Here is a 20,562-nt window from a genome sequence, read left to right as displayed (position 1 = left end):
ATCGCCGATGCCTTCCGTAGACCGAACCATCCGCCAAGCGGGGCGCGCCGTCCTCCGGCGCCGCCGGCTCCAGCGGCGGCGACGTACGGTCGCCCTGTTCGCCGCCGCGGGACTTGTCCTGCTGCTCATGCTGGGGATGGGCGTCCGCGTCTTCCTGGGCGGCGATCCGGGTACGGACCCCGACCCGGTCGCCGGGGACTCCGTGCCGGGCCCGGAGGGCCGTGCCGAACGGGCCCCGGAACCGGAGCCGGAACCGGACCCCGACCCGGAACCGGAGCCGATCGATATCCCGCCCACCGGCCCGGGCACCTTCCGCACCGCCCCGGCCACCGGCCACCAGGTCGGCGAGGGCACCGTCCGCCGCTACATGGTGCAGATCGAGGACGGTATCGACCTCGACCCGGTGGAGACCGCCGAGGAGATCGAGGCGATCCTGGCCGACCCGCGCGGCTGGACCACCGACGGTGTGAGCGCCTTCCAACTGGCCGAGGAGGGCCCGGTCGACTTCACGGTGAAGGTCGCCACCCCGGGCACGGTGGACGACATCTGCGGAGAGTACGGCCTGGACACCCGCGGCGAGGTCAACTGCCAGGTGGGGGAGACCGTGGTGGTCAACCTCCTGCGCTGGATGGAGGGCTCGCCCCAGTTCCCCGGCCCGGTCACCGAGTACCGCGCGCTGATCATCAACCACGAGGTCGGCCACCGCCTGGGCCACGGCCACGAGGGCTGCTCCGAACCGGGCGCCCTGGCCCCCGCGATGATGCAGCAGATCAAGGGCCTCGACGGCTGCGAGGCCAACGCCTGGCCCTACGACGAGAACGGCCGGTACATCAGCGGCCCCTCCGTCCCCTGACCTGTCTCACAGCTCGACCAGCTCCCGCAGATCGATCTCGATGGGGAAAGGCAGCTCGGTGCTCAGCTTGTCGTGGTGCGTCGGGTGCGTCGGGGCGGGGATGTACTCCCGCTTCTCCTGGTGCAGCCAGTACTCGTGGACGACAGGCAGCCCGTCATCCCCCCGCTTGATGTGCCAGTAGCAGGGCACCCCGGCCGCTGCCAGGAGCCGCGGTTTGACGAATCCGTCCTCCAGCCGCGAACCGGTTGACTCCACCTCAATGGCCAGCTTGAGCGATGCCACCGGGGTGCATTTCGTGGTGAAGACGTCCAGGCCGGTCTTGTCGAAGACGATGACATCCGGCTTCATGAACGTCTCGGCATCGAGCGACACACAGCGTTCCACGTTCGCGCGCAACGGAGTCGTACAGAGGCCCCGCAGGTGCACGTGGAGCTCGTTCCGCACCCGGTCGTGCCACATCGTCATCTGTCCTCGTGGCACGATCTTCCCCTTCAGCAATTCCCAATCGAACGGCAGGTCGAGATCCTCGACCTGTTCGCATGTCCAGTAGCCCGCAGGCGGAGACATCCAGTTGTCCGGAGTGGCTTTGTCCAGTGGCCGCTCGGTCATGAGTACTCCCATGGACGCAAGGATGGTGCAGGGAACGGACCGAAGTCCGACATATGACCGTACCTTCACCCCAAGTGATGAGTGGGGGAATGGCGCGGTTGACCCGTTGACCGCGATACACCGTTCGGGGGATTTACGGCGGATCGAGGGGAAGTGGAGACCGGTATCCCACTAGCGTGGCCTGCCGGTTCCGTATCGCTTTCTTCCTACCCCGAGCAGGTGGATTCATGGGCTCCCACTCCCGCCCCTCCCGCGTCTCCCGTCCCGCGCTGCGGCTCGCCGCCGCCACCGCCGCCGCCACGGGGGCCGTCGTGGCCGCCGCCGGCGGCGCCTCCGCCACGGCCGCCACCGACAACATCGGCGCCGCACTGGCCGGCACCCAGACCGCGCTGACCTACGGTCTGGCCGGCCCGGCGAACCTCCAGCTGAACCCGCTGGCCGGCACCGGGGTCGACCCGCTGACCAACGGAGTGGACACCCAGGTCGCCGACTTCGAGTCGGTCGGCACCTCCACCCTGACCCAGCCGCTCTCCGACGGGGCCTCGACCAACGACCTCCTCGGCGGCCTGACCGCCCCCGTCACCGGCCTCCTCGGCGGCCTGCCGCTCCTGGGCAGCTGACCCGCACGCCGGCCCGCGCGCCGGGCCCTTCCCGTTCACGTACCGCCCTCCCCCGACCGCCGGTTGTGCCGCCGGCCAGGACACCGAACGCCAATCCCGTTACGGTGCGGGGGACAACAGTGATCAGGGGAGGGCTCGGTGCTCGAACAGGCATTGACCGCATTGGCGGCGGCCGGGGGTACGGCGGTGGTCACCGCGGCGGGGACGGACGCGTGGACGGGGCTCCGGCAGTCCGTGGCCGGCTGGTTCGGCCGGGGCGACGAGGAGCGTGAGCGGGTGGAGCTGGCGCGGCTGGACCGGACCGCCACCGCACTGCGCACCGCCGGCCCCGAGGACGCCGACACCCTCAGGACCCACGAGGGCGCCTCCTGGCAGACCCGCTTCGCCATGCTGCTGGAAGAGCTCGACGGACCGGCGCGCGACCGGGCCGCCGAAGAGCTGAGCCGGCTGCTCGCCCGGCACACCCCGGCCGGCGGGGCACAGGCGGGGCCGCACGGAGTGGCGGTGGGCCGCGACTTCACGGTACGGGGCGGTGACGGCTCGATCGTCGCCGGCACGATCCACGGGGATGTGCATCTGAACCCCCCTCCGATGCCCGGTCCGCCGCAGGGCTGAGCGGACCGGCCGGCACAGGCCCAGCACCCCAGCCGCACCGAGATTACGTCGTCCAGGGCGCGCACACCGCGATCGGCTACCTCGGCGACGGCTCGACCTTCACCCAGCACATCCACCAGGCGCCCCCCGAACCGGTCCGCACCCCGCACCCCCGGCCACCCGGCGCTCGCCGGCCGGCATCACTCCGGCTGCGGGGCTACCGGCGGCGGATCCTGCGACTCGCCGCGCCGACCGCCCCACCCGGTGACACCACCGGGCCGGACGGGGCGTACGTACCGCTGCGGCACGCCCGTACCGGCGAGGACCTGCACACGACGCTCGCCGGCGTCGGCCGCTGCGTCGTGACCGGGCCGCCCGGCGCGGGCAAGAGCGCGTTCCTGCGGCAGGAACTGCTGCGCTGGGCCCGACGCGACGCCGGCCGGGCGACCCCGAAGCTGGCCGTGGCCTTCGCGCTGCACCGCCTCACCGGTGGCCGCACCGGCCTGGAGGCGGCGCTCGGGGAGGAGCTGGAGACCCGCCAGGGCCTGCCCGGCGGAGCGGACCTGCTGGCCAGGTCGCTGCGACGCGGTCGTGCCCTGGTTCTGCTCGACGCGCTGGACGAGCTGGTGGATCCGGAGAGCCGGCGCTTCGCGGTGGCCGAGATCCAGGCCCTGGCCGAGCGCTACCCGGACTGCCGCGTCATCGTCACCTGCCGGGACGCCGTCTTCCGGCCGGGGCTGCTCGGACCGGCGTTCACGACCGTCGCTCCGGTGGGCGGATTCGACGATGAGGACGTGGACCGTTTCCTGCGTGCCTGGGGAACGGAGGCACCGCGGATCCGCGCCGAGCTGAACCGGGTCCCCGAGCTGCGCGAGATCGCCCGCCGCCCGCTGATGGCCGGCATGCTGGCCCGCCTCTTCACCGGCGAACAGGACCCGGACCGGGGCACGGAACCCGGGCCGCCCCCGGGCCTGGCCGACCTGTACGAGCGCCGGGCCGACAGCCTGCTGGCCCACGGCCCGGCGACGGTGGCGGCCGAGCGCTTCCGGGCGGACGTCAAACGGCTCGCACTCCGGGCCGTCGCCACCGCCGGATTCCGTCCCGAGAAGAACGGCGCACCGGTCATCGTCCCGCACCCCCAGGCCCTGTCGCTGGCCGCCGACGTGCTGCGACAGGCCGGTCTCCCCGAGCCGGGCCGGCCCGGGGCACAGGCGCTCCTGGACGAGATCGTGGAGCGGCACGGACTGCTGCGCCGGGTGGACGGCGGCACCGGCTTCGCCTTCGACCACCCCACCTGGCGGGAGTTCTTCACCGCCGAAGCGGTACGGGACGGCACCGAAGCGGACCGCGAGCGGCTCTTCGAGGCCGTCCGTACCCGGCCGGACGCCTGGCGGCAGACCTTCCTCTTCTGGTGCGGGCTGACCCACGACGACATCGGCCCCCACGTGGAGGAGCTGGCCCACGACGACCTGCCGCTCGCCCTGGAGTGCCTGGCGGCGGCCCGGGTGTGCGACGAGACCATCGCCACCTGGCACATCATGCGAGCGAACGGGCTGCTGGACGAGCCGGAGGAACGGCTCACCGCCGCCGTCACCACGCTGCTGGCCTCCCCGCGCCCGTCCGGCGCACTGATGCGCGACCACGTGCGCCTCTCCCCGGAGCGGCCCGGCGCGTACGGACGGCTGCGCGCGCTGGCCCGCAGCCGCCACCCGGCGGCGCTGCTGGCGCTGTTGGGCACGCTGCTCCGGGGGAACGCCGATCGCCGGCCGCTGTCCCGGGGCGAGGATCCGGCTCTCGACGTGCTGCTGGAGGAGGGCGACGCCGTCGTGCCCGCACTCGGCCGGATCGCGGCCGGTCAGGACGGGGAACGGCACGGCACGAACCGGTGGATACCAGCGGTGGCGGCCCGGGTGCTGTTCCGCATCGGTACCCCGGCGGCGGCGAAGGCGCTGGCGGACGTGCTGTTCGCCTCGGACGTGCCGCGCTTCTCTCCGCCCAGGGACGAGGCGGCCTGGTATCTCGCCGATCTGCTGCGCGACTCGGGTGTCGAGGCCGCGCTCCGTGATCGCCCCGCCGACAATGGCCTGCCGCACCCGCTGCCCAACTCGTGGATCTGGGTCGCCTACCGTTTTCCCCGGCCGGAAGGCCGCGACGGACTGGCCCAGCTGGTGGAGCATGTCTCGCAGAGACTCGCCAGGCCCCACTACTGGATGCCGCCCGAGCCACTTCGGCTCGACCCGCGCCTGGCCGTGCCGACCCTGCTCCATGAGATCGTGCCGCGCCACCACGACCAGGATGTCTTCCGGCTCGCGGAGCTGATCGGCTGGTCTCCGGCTGACGGTCTTCCCCGGGCCGGCGAACTCCTCCGGACCTGGGTGGAGAGATCCCGCAACACCTTCGGCCGGCTGGACGACGGGCGCCCGGCCGCCGCTCTGCTCGGCGGGCTCGACCCCGAGCCCGCCCGGCGTGTTCTCACCACCACCCACCACATCCACCGCACCCGCAACCATCGCGACCGCCGCTGGCCGGCCGAAGGGGTGGGCAACATCAGCTCCTTCCCGCTGGCGGGTCCCGGTGCGTTGGCCGGCTGGGCGTTGATCGGGGTCGCCTTCTTCGGTCTCGCCCTGGGGGTGTCGGGGCCGGCGATGAACAGCGGTGAAACGGCCCCGACGGCAAGTGGGGCTCTCCAGTTGCTGGCGGCGTTTCTTCTCTTGCTGCCTTTCGCGGTCTCCGCCCCACTGCTGGTCTGGGCTTCCCGGGACAGCCGCCGGGACGGCCCCATGTCCATCCTCAGCTGGGTGATGCTCGTCCAGGTCGGCGGCTGGGTGTCCCCGGTGGCACTCGTCGCCTGGTTCCTGCCCACCCGGCGGGCCCGATCTCTGCCGCTGCTCGCCTGCGCGGTCCTGTGCGCGCCGCTCTCCTGCTCCGTGTACGCCGCGGCCCTCCTTCTGGAGGTCTTCATGGGCCTGGCACTCTGGGCGGCGCTCCCGATCATCGCACCCTGCCTGGCCCTCGTGGCGGCGATGGCGTACCGGGCGGGCCTGCGTCACCACGCGCCGGCCCACACGCTGCGCACGCTGCTCAAGGAGTGAGCGAGCCCCTACCGCGCGTCCAGCAGCTTCAGTTCCGGGTGGGCCGTGCCGCCCTCGATCGCCGTTGACGAGAGGTGCGAGACGACCCGGTCGTCCACCGGGTCGTTCGCCGGGTCGTCGTGCACCACCAGGTGCTCGTACGTCGTCGCCCGCTGCGCCGGGACCCGGCCGGCCGAGCGGATCAGCGAGATCAGCTCCAGCCGGTTGGAGCGGTGCTTGGCACCCGCCGAGGAGACCACGTTCTCCTCCAGCATCACCGAACCCAGGTCGTCCGCCCCGTAGTGCAGCGACAGCTGTCCGACGTCCTTGCCGGTGGTCAGCCACGAGCCCTGGATGTGCGCCACGTTGTCGAGGAACAGCCGGGCGATGGCGATGATCCGCAGATACTCGAAGATGGTGGCCTGGGTGCGGCCCTTCAGATGGTTGTTCTCCGGCTGGTACGTGTACGGGATGAACGCCCGGAAGCCGCCCGTACGGTCCTGGACGTCGCGGATCATCCGCAGATGCTCGATCCGCTCGGCGTTGGTCTCCCCGGTACCCATCAGCATGGTGGACGTCGACTCGACCCCCAGGCCGTGCGCCGTCTCCATGATCTCCAGCCAGCGCTCCCCCGACTCCTTCAGCGGCGCGATCGCCTTCCGCGGGCGCTCCGGCAGCAGTTCGGCGCCGGCCCCCGCGAACGAGTCGAGGCCCGCCGCGTGGATCCGTTGGATCGCCTCCTGCGCGGACACCCCGGAGATCCGCGCCATGTGCTCGATCTCGGAGGCCCCCAGCGAGTGGATCACCAGCTGCGGAAAGGCCGCCTTGATGGCGGAGAAGTGCCGCTCGTAGTACTCGACGCCGTAGTCCGGGTGGTGCCCGCCCTGGAACATGATCTGGGTGCCGCCCAGTTCCACCGTCTCCGCGCAGCGCCGCAGGATGTCGTCCAGGTCCCGGGTCCACACGTCGTCGCTCTTGGGCGCGGCGTAGAAGGCGCAGAACTTGCAGGCCGTCACGCAGGCGTTGGTGTAGTTGATGTTCCGCTCGATGATGTACGTGGCGATGTGCTCGATGCCCGCGTACCGCTTACGGCGCGCCGCGTCCGCCGCGCGCCCCAGGGCGTGCAACGGGGCGCTGCGGTAAAGCTCCAGCGCCTCCTCCGGAGAGATCCGGCCACCGTCGGCGGCTCGGTCGAGCGCGGACTTGAGCGGGGCACTCAGGGCCATGGAGGGCGTCCCTTCGGCGGGCGGAACAGAGCGGATCACTTACCGGAAGCCAGCGTACGCCAGGGGCTAACCGGGGCGATTGAGGACTCCCTGCGCCCCGCTGTCCGGGTGGACGCTGGTATAGCGCAGCACCTGCCCCTCCCCGTCCAGCCGCAGGATCATCTGGAACTCCTCGGTCACACAGGCGCCCAGGGTGGACTCCTCGGTGTCGATCAGCGCGTCGAAGACCGCCTCGTCCTCGGTGACCCCGGTCAGCGTCATCCGGTCCACGCAGGTGGCGATGCCCAGCACATCCTTGGTCGAGGCGTAGCCGATCTCCTCGCCGACCCCGCCCGCCACGAGCGTCAGCGACAGCCGGCCGCCCGGGATGCCGATGTCCAGGTTCAGATCGCCCACCCACTCGCCGAGGAACGCCTCGGGCAGCACGTCGGCGGCGGGTTCCCCGGACTGCGGGCGCTCCTCGGCGCCGGCCGCCGGATCCGGGGTGTCCGGGTCCTGGCGGCTGAGGGCGTACACCCCGGCGCCGGCCCCGGCCAGCGCCAGCACCAAGGCGGCGGCGAGCGCGGCCCGCAGCCCGCGCCGCCGGGCGCGGGGTGGCTCGGCGGGTGGCGGTGGGAGCGGCGGAGGCGGGGGTGACACCGCGGGCAGCGGGATCGCCGGGCCGAACCCCGGCGGGGCAGACGGCGGTACGGGTACGGGCGCCGGCTCCGGTTCCGGCCGCGCCCCCGCGCCCGCGCCCGCGTCCAGGTCGAGGTCCAGCAGTCGCACCGCCCGCCGGCCGATCCCCTCCAGCACCTCGGGCGGCAGCCACCCGGCCCGTACCAGCGGCGCCGCCCCGCCGTCCCCGGCCAGTGCCCGCGCCACCTCCCCGAGCGGGGGCCGCGCCGCCGCGTCCTTGGCCAGCATCGCCGCCACCAGGCCGCGCAGTTCCTGTGGAATCCCGGTCAGCGACGGCGCCTGGTGCACCACCTGGTACAGCAGCTGGGTCACCGACTCCCCCGGGAACGGCGGCCGGCCGGCGGCGGCGAACGCCAGCACGGCGCCCAGCGAGAACACATCGGCGGCGGGCCCCACCCGGCCGGCCTCCCCGAACTCCGCGCCCATCACCTGCTCGGGCGACATGTACGCCGGGGTGCCCAGCGAGACCCCGGTGGCGGTCAGTTCGCCGGCCGCGTCCACCGCCCGCGCGATCCCGAAGTCGATCAGCCGGGGCCCGTCCACCGCCAGCAGCACGTTCGACGGCTTGACGTCCCGGTGCACCAGGCCGTGCCCGTGCACCACCATCAGTGCCTCGGCCAGCCCGGCGCCCAGCGCCCGTACCGTGCGGAGCGGCAGCGGCCCCACCTTGCTGACCGTGCGCCGCAGATCGGGCCCGGCCACATAGCCGGTGGCCACCCACGGCACGGCGGCACCCGGATCGGCGTCCAGCACGGGTGTCGTGTACACACCCGCCCCGCCCACCAGCCGGGCCGCCGCCACCTCCCGCGCGAACCGCGCCCGGAACCGCTCGTCCGCCGCGAACTGCGCGTGCACCACCTTCACCGCGACGGTGCGGCCCCCGGCGCTGCGGCCCAGGTACACCCGGCCCATGCCGCCCCGGTCCAGCCGGCGCAGCAGCCGGTACGCGCCCACGACCGGCGGATCGTCGCTCGCCAGCGGCTCCAACGTCATCTCCTAGGTCAGCCGGGTCGACCGGGCCGGTCGGCCGGATCAGCCGGTCAGCCGGACGGCAGCAGCCGGATACGGTCGGCCCCGGCGAAGCCGATCCGGCGGGCGAACTCCCGGGCCCCGCCCAGCTGCCGCTCGCCGAACCGGAAGTCGAGGGTGGTGAAGTACCGCTCCAGCACGGTGGCGTCGAACGCCTCCCAACGGGCGGCCTGCTCGGCCACCTTGGACACCTCGGCCAGCGACAGATCACGGGATTCCAGGAACGCCCGGTGCACCTCCCGCACCGTCGCCTCCTCCCGGGCCAGATACTCGGGGCGGACCGCCCAGATCGCGAACACGAAGGGCAGCCCGGTCCACTCGTGCCACATCTGCCCCAGGTCATGCACCTCAAGCCCGAGCCGGGGCGCGTCGTGCAGGGCGGCACGCAGCGCGGCGTCGCCGATGAGGACGGCGGCGTCCGCCTCCTGCATCATCAGTCCCAGGTCGGGCGGGCAGGTGTAGTAGTCGGGGGTGACGCCGTACCGCTCGGCGAGCAGCAGCCGGGCCAGCCGTACGGAGGTCCGCGAGGTGGAACCGAGCGCGACGCGTGCCCCGTCGAGGTCTTCCAGCGGCTTCTGGGAGACGATCACGCAGGACATCACGGGGCCGTCGCAGCCCACGGCGATGTCGGGGAGCGCCACCAGCTCGTCGGCGTGCCGCAGGTACTCGACGAGGGTGACCGGGCCGATGTCGAGGTCGCCGGCGACGAGGCGCTCGCTCAGCTTCTCGGGGGTGTCCTTGGTGAGTTCCAGATCCAGCAGGGTGCCCGTCCTGGCCAGGCCCCAGTAGAGGGGGAGACAGTTCAGAAACTGAATGTGCCCGACACGGGGACGGGTCCGGGGGTGTGTACTCACCCCTGTGAGGGTACGCCTGGTGTCATGCGAGCAGGCCGTGAGTTGCGATTCCCCCCGACGGGGGACTTCCATCCTTCCGGTCGTGCACACAGCGTGCTACGCTCGCAGCAAGTTGCAGTTTGGTTTCCCTTGCAGTACGAGCCTGCGGAGCATGTAACCGCAGGCTTTCGTCGTTTTCAGACTTCTTGCAGGTTCTGGAGCAGGGCGACCCTTATAGGCCCAGGGAGGGCTTATGGCTACCGGAACCGTCAAGTGGTTCAACGCCGAGAAGGGCTTCGGCTTCATCGCCCAGGACGGCGGCGGCCCCGATGTCTTCGTGCACTACTCCGCCATCAACGCTGCCGGCTTCCGCTCGCTTGAGGAAAGCCAGCAGGTGACCTTCGACGTCACTCAGGGTCCGAAGGGCCCGCAGGCCGAGAACGTCACCCCGGCCTGATCCGTCGCCCCAGGGCGTCGAATTGAAGTACCCAAGGAGCCCCCGCCAGTGGCGGGGGCTCCTGCCTTTCCCGGAACCCGGGGGACGGTCGCCGGCGTCCTGTCATGCGTGCGACAGATAATGCGCTCCGGGCCCCTCGCGCCGCCGCCAGAAGCGGGCAGCGGGCGGCTGCTGCTCGGCGTGCTCTTCGATGTCCTTTTGGCGCTTGGGGTGGGTCTGGGGGTATCCCAGGGATTGTTCCCCCATACCGACGGCCCGGGAGAATTCCTCGCCGCCGTCGCGGTTACGGCGGCGGCCCTCTCCTTCGTCAATCATGTGCTGCTGGTCCGCCTCTTTCGGGCGAGCGCCGGAAAGCTGCTGAGCGGCCTGCGCGTGGTCCGCGTGACCGACGCCGGCCACCCGCGTTTCCGGCAGGCGGTGCGGCGTTGGCTTGTCGGATACCTTTTCTTCATCCTGATGATGCTGGCAGAGGACGCCGACACGATCGGCGAAGCGGTGGGCCTGCGAACGGTCCGCCGCACAGACCTACGCTCTTAGCTGAATTCCCCCGCCCCGAGCGGCCCGTTCACCGGCGGCGCTCGTACATGGCGTCGATCTCCGCCGGATGGTCGCGCAGGACCGCCGCCCGGCGCAGCGTGCCGGCCGGGGTCAGATAGCCGGAGGCCACCGTGAAGGGGCGGGGCAGCAGCCGGAAGCGCTGGATGCGGCCGGCCTCGTCCACCACCCGCTGGATGTACCCGAGCAGTTCGGGGTCAGCGGCCATCCGCTCGACCGCCGCCGGCCGGCGCCCGGCGGTCCGCAGCCAGTGGGCGAGCCCTTCCGGGTCGAGGGTGAGCAGCGCGGTGAGGTACGGGCGCCCCTCGCCCACCACCACGCAGTGGCCGATCAGCGGATCGGCGCGTACCGCCTGTTCCAGCGGCCCGGGGGCGAAGGGCACGCCGTCCGCCGTGGTGATCAGGTCCTGCTTGCGACCGCCGATCGTCAGATAGCCGTCGTCGTCGAGCACCCCGAGGTCGCCGGTGGGCAGCCAGCCGCCCGGGCCGGTGACGGGCCGGATGCTGCGGGTGCGGGAGTCCCAGTAGCCGCTGCATATCTGGCCGCCGCGCAGCAGGATCTCACCGTCGTCGGCGATCCGGATGGCGGTGCCGGGCAGCGGCCAGCCGACGGTGCCAAGACGTGGGGCGTGCGGCGGGGCGAGGACGGCGGTGGCGGCGGTCTCGGTGAGCCCGTACGCCTCGTGGACGGGGATGCCGGCGCCCTCGTAGAAGGTGGCGAGGGAGTGGCTGAGCGCGGCGCCGCCGCTGATCACGTAGCGGATCTCGCCCCCCAGGGCCTCCCGCACCCGCCGGTAGACGGTCTGTTCGTACAGCGGTCGGCCGGCCCGCAGGCTGAGCCCCGGGCCGTCGCCGACGCCGTGCTGTTCGGCCTGGACGGCGGCGCCGATCCGCCGGGCGAGGGCGGCGCCGCGGTCGAAGGCGGCGACGCGGCCGGCCTCCTCGGCGGCGGCCCGGGTGGTGTGGTGGACCCGCTCCAGCAGGTGGGGGGTGGTGACCAGGAAGGTGGGCCGGAATCCGGCCAGGTCCGGCAGGGCGTCGCCGGGCGCGTGACCGAGGCGGATCCGGGCCCGTACGCAGCCGAGCGCGACGGTACGGCCCAGCGCGTGGGCGAGCGGCAGGGCGAGCAGGGTGGCGGCGGGCCGGTCGGTCATCGAACGGTGGATGGGGTAGAGCAGTTCGATGGCGTTGTCGATCTGGGTGAACAGATGGGCGTGGGTGAGGACGCAGCCCTGCGGGAGGGCGGCGGTGCCCGAGGTGTGGGTGAGGGTGGCGATGTGGCCCGGGGTGAGCTGCCGGCGGCGTTCGGCGACGGCGCTGTGCGGCAGGGCGCGGCCGGCGGCGGAGATCTGGCCGATGGCGCTGGACTCGTTGCCGTGGATGGCGGTGAGCTGCCACAGGTGTTCCAGGTGCGGGAGTTCACCGCGGATGGCGGTGAGGGTACGGGCCTCCTCGACGCCCTCCACGGCGCAGGCGCGGGCGCCGGCGTCCCGCAGAATCCAGCTGACCTGGCGGGCGGTGGCGGTGGGCTGGATGGGCACGGTGATCAGTCCGGCGGCCCAGGCGGCGAAGTCGAGGAGGGTCCACTCGTACCGGGTGCGGGACATGATGGCGAGCCGGTCGCCGGGGGCCAGGCCGTGGGCGATGAGGCCCTTGGCGACGGCGAGCACTTCGTTGGCGAACGCGGCGCAGGTGACGTCGTACCAGCTGCCGTCGCGGTTCTTGCGGCTGAACGCGACGGCGTCGGGGGCCTGCTGGGCGTTGACGAACGGGATGTCGGCGAGGCTGCCCTGTTCGACGGCGGGGACCAGTGCGGGCAGCGATGCCTCGATGACGGTGCCGTGGGCGCGGCGCAGCCGGGGGCGGATGACGGGGGGTGGTGGTGCGTGGGGGTCTTGCGGTGGCGTCATGGGCACTCCCGGCACGGTGCGGCGGTTCTCCGGGATTCTGCCCGCCCGCGCGGCGGCCTGACCGGCTCCTTCACCGGACCGCCACGGCTTTGTCCGGCGGGGTGGCGGTCGTACCGGCACACATCCGCCCAATGACGGGGGAAGGTCGGCGCGATCACGGCTGTACCCTTAAGTCTTTTTTTGCCATGGGCATGATAGCCGGGTGCGACGACGCCGCCCGCCACAACGGGCGGGCGGCGTCGTATCGCGCTCTGCACGACGTACGTGGGTACGTGGGTACGTGAATACGTACAGCCTAGACGGTGGCGACCGCCGGTCCCGACGGCTGCGCCGGGCGGGCCGGGCCGCCGGCCGCGTCGTCGGTGGCCGCCTCGTTGATGTCGAAGCTGGTGGCGTTGTCGTACGCGTCCCGGTCCAGGATGTTCTCCCGGGCGGCGACGATCACCGGGACCACGGACTGACCGGCCACGTTCACGGCGGTGCGGATCATGTCCAGGATCGGGTCGATGGCCAGCAGCAGGCCGACGCCCTCCAGCGGCAGGCCCAGCGTGGACAGCGTCAGCGTGGTCATCACGGTGGCGCCGGTGAGCCCGGCGGTGGCGGCCGAGCCGATCACCGACACGAACGCGATCAGCACATAGTCCTGGATGCCGAGGCTGACGTCGAAGATCTGCGCCACGAAGATCGCGGCCAGCGCCGGGTAGATCGCGGCGCAGCCGTCCATCTTGGTGGTGGCGCCGAACGGCACGGCGAAGGAGGTGTACTCCTTCGGCACACCCAGCCGCTCGGTGACCCGCTGGGTAACCGGCAGGGTGCCCACCGAGGAGCGGGAGACGAAGGCCAGCTGGATGGCGGGCCAGGCGCCGCGGAAGAACTGGATCGGGTTGAGGCCGGCGGTGAAGCGCAGCAGCAGCGGGTAGACGCCGAACAGCACCAGCAGCGAGCCCACGTACACGTCGATGGTGAAGGTGGCGTAGTCGCCGAGCAGGTCCCAGCCGTAGTTGTTGATGGAGCGGCCGATCAGCCCGAGGGTGCCCAGCGGGGCGAGCCGGATGATCCACCACAGGGCCTTCTGGAGCAGCGCGAGCGCGGTCTCTCCGAAGGTGACCAGCGGGGCGGCCTTCTCGCCGAGCTGGAGCGCGGCGATGCCGACGGCGGCGGCCAGGAAGACGATCTGGAGGACCTTCAGCTCGGTGAAGGGGGTGATCACGTCGGTGGGGATGATCCCGGTGAGGAAGTCCAGCCAGGAGCCGGAGTTCTCCGGGGCCGCGCCGTCCGCCGGGGTCAGGCCGGAGCCGGAGCCGGGGTTGGTGAGCAGGCCGATGGTGAGCCCGATGGCCACCGCGATGAGCGAGGTGGCCAGGAACCACAGCAGGGTACGGCCGGCCAGCCGGGCGGCGTTGGAGACCTTGCGGAGGTTGGTGATGGAGACGGCGATGGCGAAGAACACCAGCGGGGCGACGGCCAGCCGCAGCAGTTGGACGAACCGGCCGCCGATCTCGTCCAGGGTGCGGCCCAGCCAGTCCACCTCCCAGTTGCGGGCTATCCAGCCGAGCAGCACACCGGCGGCGAGGCCGATGAGTATCTGGGCCCAGAACGGCGGCAGGGACAGCCGGGATCTGGCGGGGGTCGAGGGGGAGTCCGCGGTGGAGGACGGGGAGGACACGGGCACACTCCGGTCAAAGAATGAATTTTCAGGATGGTTCAGGGCAAGGCAAGGAAGTGCCCTGGGGGCGCACAGCAGGAAGGATCGCCGCGAGGCGGCCGGATGGCCAGAGGTTCAGCGACGGCGACGGAAATGGGTCAGCGACGACAGGCCGCGGTGGGGCGGCGGCACAGATCGATGTGCAGGCGCGCGACAAGCATGACCCCTCGCAGGGGGCGCGGCGCGACTGCTGTGTTCATGTCCATCACGGTAGCACCAGGAAACCGTGACCTGGCTCACATGTGAGAGATCCGGGAACCGCGACCGGCTCAGGCGGAACGGGTGGCATCGTCCGCTTCGTCTTCCATACCCTGGTTGGCGCGGAGTCTGCCCATCGCGCGGTCCACCTTGGGCACCAGTTGCTGCGACATGGCGTCGCGCTGCCCGCGCAGCAGCACAAAGCTGAGCGGGGCCGAGATCACCAGCGACAGCAGCACGATCCACAGCGGGTTGGCCCGCCCGAAGCTCTCCGGGATGACGCCGACGTACGCGAGGACGGCGACCACCGCGAAACAGCCGGCGAAGATCGCCAGCCGCAGACCCGTATAGCGAAGCGTCGCGCTCTTGGTGCTGCTGCTGCTCACGGTGGGGACCCTTTTCCTGCGTTCGCTGGGTTCTGTACGTATGTGCGCCGTATGTGTGCCGTCGGCGGTCAAGTCAAGCACATCGCCGTCCGGGCTAGGTCAGCGGCATCCACATGATGATGTCGTCCCGCAGCTCGCCGCCCCCGACCGCGATCGCGTCCGGGACCCGGCCGACCTCCTTGTAGCCGCAGGCGGCGTAGAACCGCTCAAGGCCCAGGCCGCCCCGGCAGGTGAGCCGGATCGCGCTGATCCCGCCGAAGCCGCGTACCGCCTGCTCCGCCGTGGCCATCAGCTCCCGCCCGGCCCCGCCGCCCTGGGCGGCGGGCCGCACCATCACCGTCTTGAGCCACACCCAGTGGGCCATGAGCGGGTGGCCGGTGTGCGCGATGAACGCGGTGGCCGCGGCCCCGCCCCGCTCGTCCACGCCCAGCAGCAGCCGGGTGGTGCCGACGGCGATGCCCGCCAGATGCCGGTCCAGCTCCGGCAGCACATCCGCCGGGCCGATCCCGGGCGGAAAGCCCACCGCCCCGCCCGCGTTGACCACCTCGGCCCACAGCCCGGCCAGCTCGTCCCGCAACCCGGGGGTGACCTCCGGGTCCAGTACGTACCGCATCACCGTCCGCCCCTCGCCCCTCACACCCGCATCGGCTGCGGCGACTCCCGCCGCCCCGCGTCCGGTCCTTCGTACTCGCGCACGATCTCGTACCGGGTGTTCCGCTCCACCGGGCGGAACCCGGCGTCCCGGATCAGCTCCAGCAGATCCTCCCGGGTCAGCTTGTCCGGGGTGCCGAAGTTGTCCGCGTCGTGGGTGATCTTGTACTCCACCACCGAGCCGTCCATGTCGTCCGCGCCGTGCTGGAGCGCCAGCTGGGCGGTCTGCACCCCGTGCATCACCCAGAAGACCTTCACATGCGGCACGTTGTCGAACAGCAGCCGGGAGACCGCGAAGGTGCGCAGCGCCTCCGCGCCGGTGGCCATCGTCGTACGGGCCTGGAGCCGGTTACGGATCTTGCCGTCCTTCATGTCCACGAAGTCGTGCTGGTAGCGCAGCGGGATGAAGACCTGGAAGCCGCCGGTCTCGTCCTGGAGCTCACGCAGCCGCAGCACATGGTCCACCCGGTGCCGGCGCTCCTCGATGTGCCCGTACAGCATGGTGGACGGGGTCTTCAGCCCCTTCTCGTGGGCGAGGCGGTGGATGCGCGACCAGTCCTCCCAGTGCGTCTTGTGGTCCACGATGTGCTGGCGGACCTCCCAGTCGAAGATCTCCGCGCCGCCACCGGTCAGCGACTCCAGACCGGCATCGATCAGCTCATCAAGGATCTCGGACGCGGAAAGCCCCGAAATGGTCTCGAAGTGATGGATCTCGGTCGCCGTGAACGCCTTGAGCGACACCGTCTCCGGCAGCACCTCCTTCAGCGCCCGCAGCGACCGCGGGTAGTAGCGCCAGGGCAGCGACGGATGCAGGCCATTGACGATGTGCAGCTCGGTGAGCCGTTCACCCTCCATGGCCTTCGCCAGCCGCACCGCCTCCTCGATGCGCATGGTGTACGCGTCCTTCTCCCCCGGCTTGCGCTGGAAGGAGCAGTACGCGCACGAAGCCGTGCACACATTGGTCATGTTGAGGTGGCGATTGACGTTGAAGTGAACGACATCGCCGTTCTTCCGGGTGCGGACCTCGTGCGCCAGATCACCCAGCCACGCGAGATCGTCCGCCTCGTACAGGGCGATGCCGTCCTCGCGCGACAGCCGTTCCCCCGCGCGCACCTTTGCCTCAAGGTCCCGCTTGAGCCCCGCGTCCATCCCTCGCGCCTCCTCGCCTCGACCACCTGAACCGCGCCGCCGGTGCGCACGTACCCACGCACAACACCACCCAATGACCCTACGCCTGACCACCGACAGGCAGTTCCCCGACCCGGTTCTCCCACTTCGTGGACAGCACGATCGTCGTCCGGGTCCGCGACACCCCCTGGGTCACCGAAAGCCGCCGGATGGTGCGCTCCAGACCGTCCACGTCCGGCGCCCGCACCTTCACCATGAACGAGTCGTCGCCCGCGATGAACCAGCAGTCCTCGATCTCCGCCAGCTCCTTGAGCCGCCCCGCCACATCCTCGTGATCCACCGCGTCCGACAGCTGGATCCCGATCAGCGCCGTCACCCCGAGCCCCAGCGAACCCGCGTCCACCGTCGCCCGGTAGCCGGTGATCACCCCCGCCGCCTCAAGCCGGTTGATGCGATCGGTGACACTGGGCCCCGACAGACCCACCAGGCGCCCCAGCTCCGCGTACGAGGCCCGCCCGTTCTCGCGCAGCGCCTGGATGAGCTGTCTGTCCACCGCGTCCATCGTCGTCACAGAGCCTTCCTCATCACCTGGGCCGGTCGATTTGCACAGATGAATCTAAGGCATACGCGCCCGGTGGCCTTAACTGTGCCCGTCCGCCCGGGTGGCCGCCCCCAGCTCGCCATCCCAACGGCGGTACAGGTCGTGCGCCACCCCGGCCGCGTCCAGCACCCGCCCGGCCACGAAGTCCACCAACTGCTGTACGTCACGGGCCCCCGCGTAGAAGGCGGGCGAGGCCGGGGCCACCACGGCGCCCGCCTCGTCCAGCGCGACCAGCTGCCGCAGCGTCGGACCGGTCAGCGGCGACTCGCGCACCGCCACCACCAGCGGGCGGCGCTCCTTCAGCGTCACCGAGGCGGCCCGCTGCAACAGATCCTTCGACAGGCCCAGCGCCACCCCGGCCACCGCCGCCGTGGACGCGGGCACGATCAGCATGCCCTTCGCCGGGTAGGAACCGGAGGAGGGACCCGCACCCAGATCACCGGCGGGCCAGTACCGTACGTCCCCGGTGTCCACCGAGAAGGCCGCCGGCCCACCGTCGGCCCCCCGACCCAGCCAACCCGCCAGATCCGCCCGCCAGTGCGCGTCCCGGAACGGCGCCCCCGTCTCATCCAGAAGGGTGAGCCGCGCGGCCCGGCTGACCACCAGGTCCACGGCCTCCCCGGCGGCGAGCAACGCCCGCAGCACGGCGGCGGCGTACGGGGTGCCCGAGGCCCCCGACACCCCCACGATCCAGGGGCGTCGGCCACTCGTCACGGCGCTGCTCGGCATGCGGTCGAGCGTAACGAACCGGCCCGAAGGAGCTAACAGTCCCCTTACCGGACGGTGACGCCTTCGCCACAGAAGAGTGCCCGCGCGCCCCGTGGACGCCCGGCCCATGGAAACTGGAACCGCACGGCAGGACCCGTCCCCCCACTCGCACCGCCCCAGGAGCCCGACATCGATACCCCGCGCCGCACCGTACTGCGCCGGCTGGCCGCCCTCGGCGGGGTCGCCGCGCTCGCCGTGACCACCAGCGGCTGCTCGCTGATCCAGCAGGCCCAGACCGGGTTGACGGTCAGCGGCGCCGTCGATCAGCTGCTCTCCTGGGAGGGGCTGACCCTCCAGGCCACGCTCGACGCCACCCCCGACGCGATGTACGACTATCTGCTGCGGATGGCGGCGCGGGACGGCGGCCCGGAGCCGTCGATGGACGAGGCGCGGCTGCTGGCCGACCTGGAACTGCTCGCGGTCATCGGCGACCCGGAGCGCGAGATCCGGATGAAGGACCGCAAGAACGCCGACCCGCTGGCCGGCGCCGTCGCCCTGAACTTCGGCGGCCTGGACGCGGTCGGCGTCAAGAACATACTGGGCAGAACCTTCGTACGGGTCTCCGTCGACACCGTCGTCCGCGACATCTACCGGGGCGACGAGGCCGCCAACGCCGAGGCCGCCAACTTCATCCGCGACGCCGGCGCCCTCCCCGACTCCCTGCGGGTGGCGCGCGGCGCGCTGCGCGGCGAGTGGGTGGAGATCGACCCGTACCAGTACGACGGCTACGCCCGCGCCGTCAGCGACCACACCGTGCTCGGCGAACGCCAGGCGCGGCTGTTCGCCGCCGCGATGTCGGACGGCGGCAATACCCTGGACCCGGCCGGGCAGTGGCGGTTCGCCGCCGGTCTCGGCACGGCGCTGCGTTCGGGGGCCTCCCTGGGCCGCGCCGAGCAGGGGCGGGGCGCCGAGCTGGTCGAGGTGCGGCTGCCGGCCGGGGAGGCGCAGCGGGCGCTGTCCCCGCTGCTGACGCTGCTGACCGAGCAGGGCGCGCGGTTCGGGCTGCCGCCCGTCTTCCACCCGCCGGCCGACCCGGACGAGCGGGTCAGCGCCGAGCTGGCGATCCGCAACGGCGTGCTGAGCGAGGTCACCTTCGACCTCGGGCAGTTCGGCGGTGCGGGCGCGGGCGAACTGCCGCTGCGGATGACGCTCACCGGCGGCTCGGCGATCGGCCTGACCCCGCCGCCGGAGAACCGGGACGTGCTGACCCCGCAGGATCTGACGGTGGCGCTCATGTACCTGCGGACGCAGCGCGAGATGCGCGCCGAGAACCCGGAGCGGGCCAACATCCCCGGCCCGCTGCAACCATGACATGACATGACGGAGCACCAGGGAGGGGAAGCCCATGCCGTACGGAGGAACCCGTGGCCGGCGCGCGCTGGCCGCCGGCGCGCTCATGCTGGCCTGGCTGGCGGTGCTGTGGATCCTGGCCGCCGCCGACGGCAGTGACCCGTACTGCCTGCCGTACGACTACGACCCGCCGCTGGTGTGCGAGTACGGCATAGAGCCGCGCGACACCGGGGCCCTGCTGGACATCTACCCGGCGGCGTTCCTGCACTTCGGGTACGAGCATCTGGCGGCCAACAGCTGGCCGCTGGTGATCTTCGGCTTCCTGGCGGCGCTGCGCGGCATCGGCCGGTTCCTCGCCGTCTCCTTCGTCATCGTCACGGTCTCGGGCCTGGGGGTGTGGGTGACGGCGGAGAGCGGATCGATCACGGCCGGCGCCTCGGGGGTGGTCTTCGGGCTGTTCGGCTATCTGCTGGTGCGCGGCTTCGTGGAGCGCAACGCGCTGGACATCACCGTGGGGCTGACCGTCTTCCTGCTGTACGGCTCGCTGTTGTGGGGCGTGCTGCCGACGGCGGCCGGGGTGTCCTGGCAGGGCCATCTGTTCGGGCTGCTGGGCGGCGTGGCGTCGGCGTTCTGGCTGCGCCGGGGCGGCGACCGCGACCGTACGGGCCGACGCCGTACGGTGTGGGACCGGCGCGGCCTGACGGGCCCACCGCCGGGCCACCCGGGGTGACTAGAGTCACGCCATGAGCATCGACATTGTCAATCCCGCGCTGAACGACTACCTGCTCGCGCACGCCACGCCCGCCGACGACGTACTGCGCGAGCTGGCCGAGGAGACCCACCGGCTGCTGCCGCGCAACGCGGGCATGCAGATCAGTCACGACGAGGGCACGTTTCTGACGCTGCTGGTCAAGCTGACCGGCTCGCTGCACGCGGTGGAGGTGGGCACCTTCACCGGCTACTCCTCGATCTGTATCGCCCGCGGCCTGGCGCCCGGCGGGCGACTGGTGGCGTGCGATGTCAGCGAGGAGTGGACGGGGATCGCGCGCCGCTACTGGGAGCGGGCCGGGGTGAGCGACCGCATCGACCTGCGGATCGCGCCGGCCGCCGACACGCTGCGGGCGCTGCCGCGCGAGGAGTATCTGGACTTCGCGTTCATCGACGCCGACAAGGTCGGCTACCCGGTGTACTACGAGGAGTTGCTGGCGCGGCTGCGGCCGGGCGGGGTGATCGCGCTGGACAACGTGCTGCGCGCCGGCCGGGTGGTGGATCCGTCGGCCCGGGACGAGGCGGATGTGGTGATCCGGGAGCTGAACGACGCGATCACCGCCGATGAGCGGGTGGAGAGCGTGCTGCTGCCGTTGCGGGACGGCGTGACGGTGGTCCGCAAGCGCTGACAAG

20 protein-coding genes are annotated in these 20,562 nt (G+C 71.9%); 9 read left to right on the top strand and 11 right to left on the bottom strand.

The window, feature by feature from the left end; all coding sequences use genetic code 11:
* Positions 1-7 precede the first annotated feature (7 nt).
* Entirely contained in the window at positions 8-853 is an 846-nt protein-coding gene (locus AC5WRL_RS26740; RefSeq protein WP_496091241.1) for a DUF3152 domain-containing protein, read from the top strand.
* Between the two features lie 6 nt (positions 854-859).
* Here the strand turns inward: AC5WRL_RS26740 and AC5WRL_RS26735 are convergent, their stop codons facing one another.
* Complete coding sequence (locus tag AC5WRL_RS26735) at positions 860-1,462, bottom strand: Uma2 family endonuclease (protein ID WP_496091240.1); 603 nt, start codon at positions 1,460-1,462, stop codon at positions 860-862.
* 227 nt (positions 1,463-1,689) lie between these two features.
* On the opposite strand from AC5WRL_RS26735, the gene AC5WRL_RS26730 reads away from it, so the two are divergent.
* The 3 genes from AC5WRL_RS26730 (at position 1,690) to AC5WRL_RS26720 (ending at position 5,768) form a co-directional block, all read left to right on the top strand.
* Positions 1,690-2,082 carry a hypothetical protein gene (locus tag AC5WRL_RS26730; protein ID WP_496091239.1) on the top strand — a complete coding sequence of 131 codons (393 nt, stop codon included), beginning with the start codon at positions 1,690-1,692 and terminating at the stop codon, positions 2,080-2,082.
* 138 nt (positions 2,083-2,220) lie between these two features.
* Positions 2,221-2,697, top strand: a complete 477-nt coding sequence (locus AC5WRL_RS26725) for a hypothetical protein (protein WP_496091238.1) — start codon at positions 2,221-2,223, stop codon at positions 2,695-2,697.
* 341 nt (positions 2,698-3,038) lie between these two features.
* Positions 3,039-5,768, top strand: coding sequence for an NACHT domain-containing protein (locus tag AC5WRL_RS26720; RefSeq protein ID WP_496091237.1), 2,730 nt, complete (start codon positions 3,039-3,041; stop codon positions 5,766-5,768).
* Between the two features lie 8 nt (positions 5,769-5,776).
* Here AC5WRL_RS26720 and mqnC read toward each other — a convergent pair whose 3' ends face one another.
* The 3 genes from mqnC to AC5WRL_RS26705 form a co-directional block, all read right to left on the bottom strand.
* On the bottom strand, positions 5,777-6,973 hold the full coding sequence (gene mqnC, locus AC5WRL_RS26715; protein WP_496091236.1) for a cyclic dehypoxanthinyl futalosine synthase: 1,197 nt from the start codon (positions 6,971-6,973) through the stop codon (positions 5,777-5,779).
* Positions 6,974-7,039: 66 nt separating this feature from the next.
* On the bottom strand, positions 7,040-8,644 hold the full coding sequence (locus AC5WRL_RS26710) for a serine/threonine-protein kinase (protein WP_496091235.1): 1,605 nt from the start codon (positions 8,642-8,644) through the stop codon (positions 7,040-7,042).
* A 47-nt stretch (positions 8,645-8,691) separates the two neighbouring features.
* Complete coding sequence (locus AC5WRL_RS26705) at positions 8,692-9,534, bottom strand: menaquinone biosynthetic enzyme MqnA/MqnD family protein (protein WP_496091234.1); 843 nt, start codon at positions 9,532-9,534, stop codon at positions 8,692-8,694.
* Between the two features lie 232 nt (positions 9,535-9,766).
* On the opposite strand from AC5WRL_RS26705, the gene AC5WRL_RS26700 reads away from it, so the two are divergent.
* Both AC5WRL_RS26700 and AC5WRL_RS26695 read left to right on the top strand, forming a co-directional pair.
* On the top strand, positions 9,767-9,970 hold the full coding sequence (locus tag AC5WRL_RS26700) for a cold-shock protein (protein ID WP_030736632.1): 204 nt from the start codon (positions 9,767-9,769) through the stop codon (positions 9,968-9,970).
* A 108-nt stretch (positions 9,971-10,078) separates the two neighbouring features.
* Positions 10,079-10,507 carry an RDD family protein gene (locus tag AC5WRL_RS26695; RefSeq protein ID WP_496091233.1) on the top strand — a complete coding sequence of 143 codons (429 nt, stop codon included), beginning with the start codon at positions 10,079-10,081 and terminating at the stop codon, positions 10,505-10,507.
* 28 nt (positions 10,508-10,535) lie between these two features.
* Here AC5WRL_RS26695 and AC5WRL_RS26690 read toward each other — a convergent pair whose 3' ends face one another.
* From AC5WRL_RS26690 to AC5WRL_RS26660, 7 genes are all read right to left on the bottom strand, one after another.
* A complete protein-coding gene (locus tag AC5WRL_RS26690) occupies positions 10,536-12,434 on the bottom strand; it encodes an AMP-dependent synthetase/ligase (RefSeq protein ID WP_496091232.1) in 1,899 nt (632 codons plus the stop codon).
* Positions 12,435-12,729: 295 nt separating this feature from the next.
* Complete coding sequence (locus AC5WRL_RS26685) at positions 12,730-14,106, bottom strand: dicarboxylate/amino acid:cation symporter (RefSeq protein ID WP_496091231.1); 1,377 nt, start codon at positions 14,104-14,106, stop codon at positions 12,730-12,732.
* A gap of 302 nt (positions 14,107-14,408) precedes the next feature.
* Entirely contained in the window at positions 14,409-14,723 is a 315-nt protein-coding gene (locus AC5WRL_RS26680; RefSeq protein WP_496091230.1) for a DUF4229 domain-containing protein, read from the bottom strand.
* Between the two features lie 94 nt (positions 14,724-14,817).
* Entirely contained in the window at positions 14,818-15,336 is a 519-nt protein-coding gene (locus AC5WRL_RS26675) for a GNAT family N-acetyltransferase (RefSeq protein WP_496091229.1), read from the bottom strand.
* A 20-nt stretch (positions 15,337-15,356) separates the two neighbouring features.
* Positions 15,357-16,523, bottom strand: a complete 1,167-nt coding sequence (gene mqnE / locus AC5WRL_RS26670) for an aminofutalosine synthase MqnE (protein WP_496091228.1) — start codon at positions 16,521-16,523, stop codon at positions 15,357-15,359.
* Positions 16,524-16,602: 79 nt separating this feature from the next.
* Complete coding sequence (locus AC5WRL_RS26665; protein ID WP_496091273.1) at positions 16,603-17,064, bottom strand: Lrp/AsnC family transcriptional regulator; 462 nt, start codon at positions 17,062-17,064, stop codon at positions 16,603-16,605.
* Positions 17,065-17,142: 78 nt separating this feature from the next.
* Positions 17,143-17,832 carry a UbiX family flavin prenyltransferase gene (locus AC5WRL_RS26660; RefSeq protein ID WP_496091227.1) on the bottom strand — a complete coding sequence of 230 codons (690 nt, stop codon included), beginning with the start codon at positions 17,830-17,832 and terminating at the stop codon, positions 17,143-17,145.
* A 54-nt stretch (positions 17,833-17,886) separates the two neighbouring features.
* Here AC5WRL_RS26660 and AC5WRL_RS26655 point away from each other — a divergent pair, with 54 nt between their 5' ends.
* Genes AC5WRL_RS26655 through AC5WRL_RS26645 form a run of 3 tightly spaced genes read left to right on the top strand, consistent with a single transcriptional unit; the run spans position 17,887 to position 20,558 of the window.
* Positions 17,887-19,182: a hypothetical protein gene (locus AC5WRL_RS26655; protein ID WP_496091226.1), complete on the top strand. Its 1,296-nt coding sequence runs from the start codon at positions 17,887-17,889 to the stop codon at positions 19,180-19,182.
* Positions 19,183-19,216: 34 nt separating this feature from the next.
* Entirely contained in the window at positions 19,217-19,891 is a 675-nt protein-coding gene (locus AC5WRL_RS26650; RefSeq protein WP_496091225.1) for a rhomboid family intramembrane serine protease, read from the top strand.
* 13 nt (positions 19,892-19,904) lie between these two features.
* Positions 19,905-20,558: an O-methyltransferase gene (locus tag AC5WRL_RS26645; protein WP_496091224.1), complete on the top strand. Its 654-nt coding sequence runs from the start codon at positions 19,905-19,907 to the stop codon at positions 20,556-20,558.
* Positions 20,559-20,562: the final 4 nt, after the last annotated feature.

The sequence above is a fragment of the Streptomyces sp. NTD107 genome, assembly GCF_059510435.1.
This window is presented reverse-complemented; position numbering and strand designations above follow the sequence as displayed.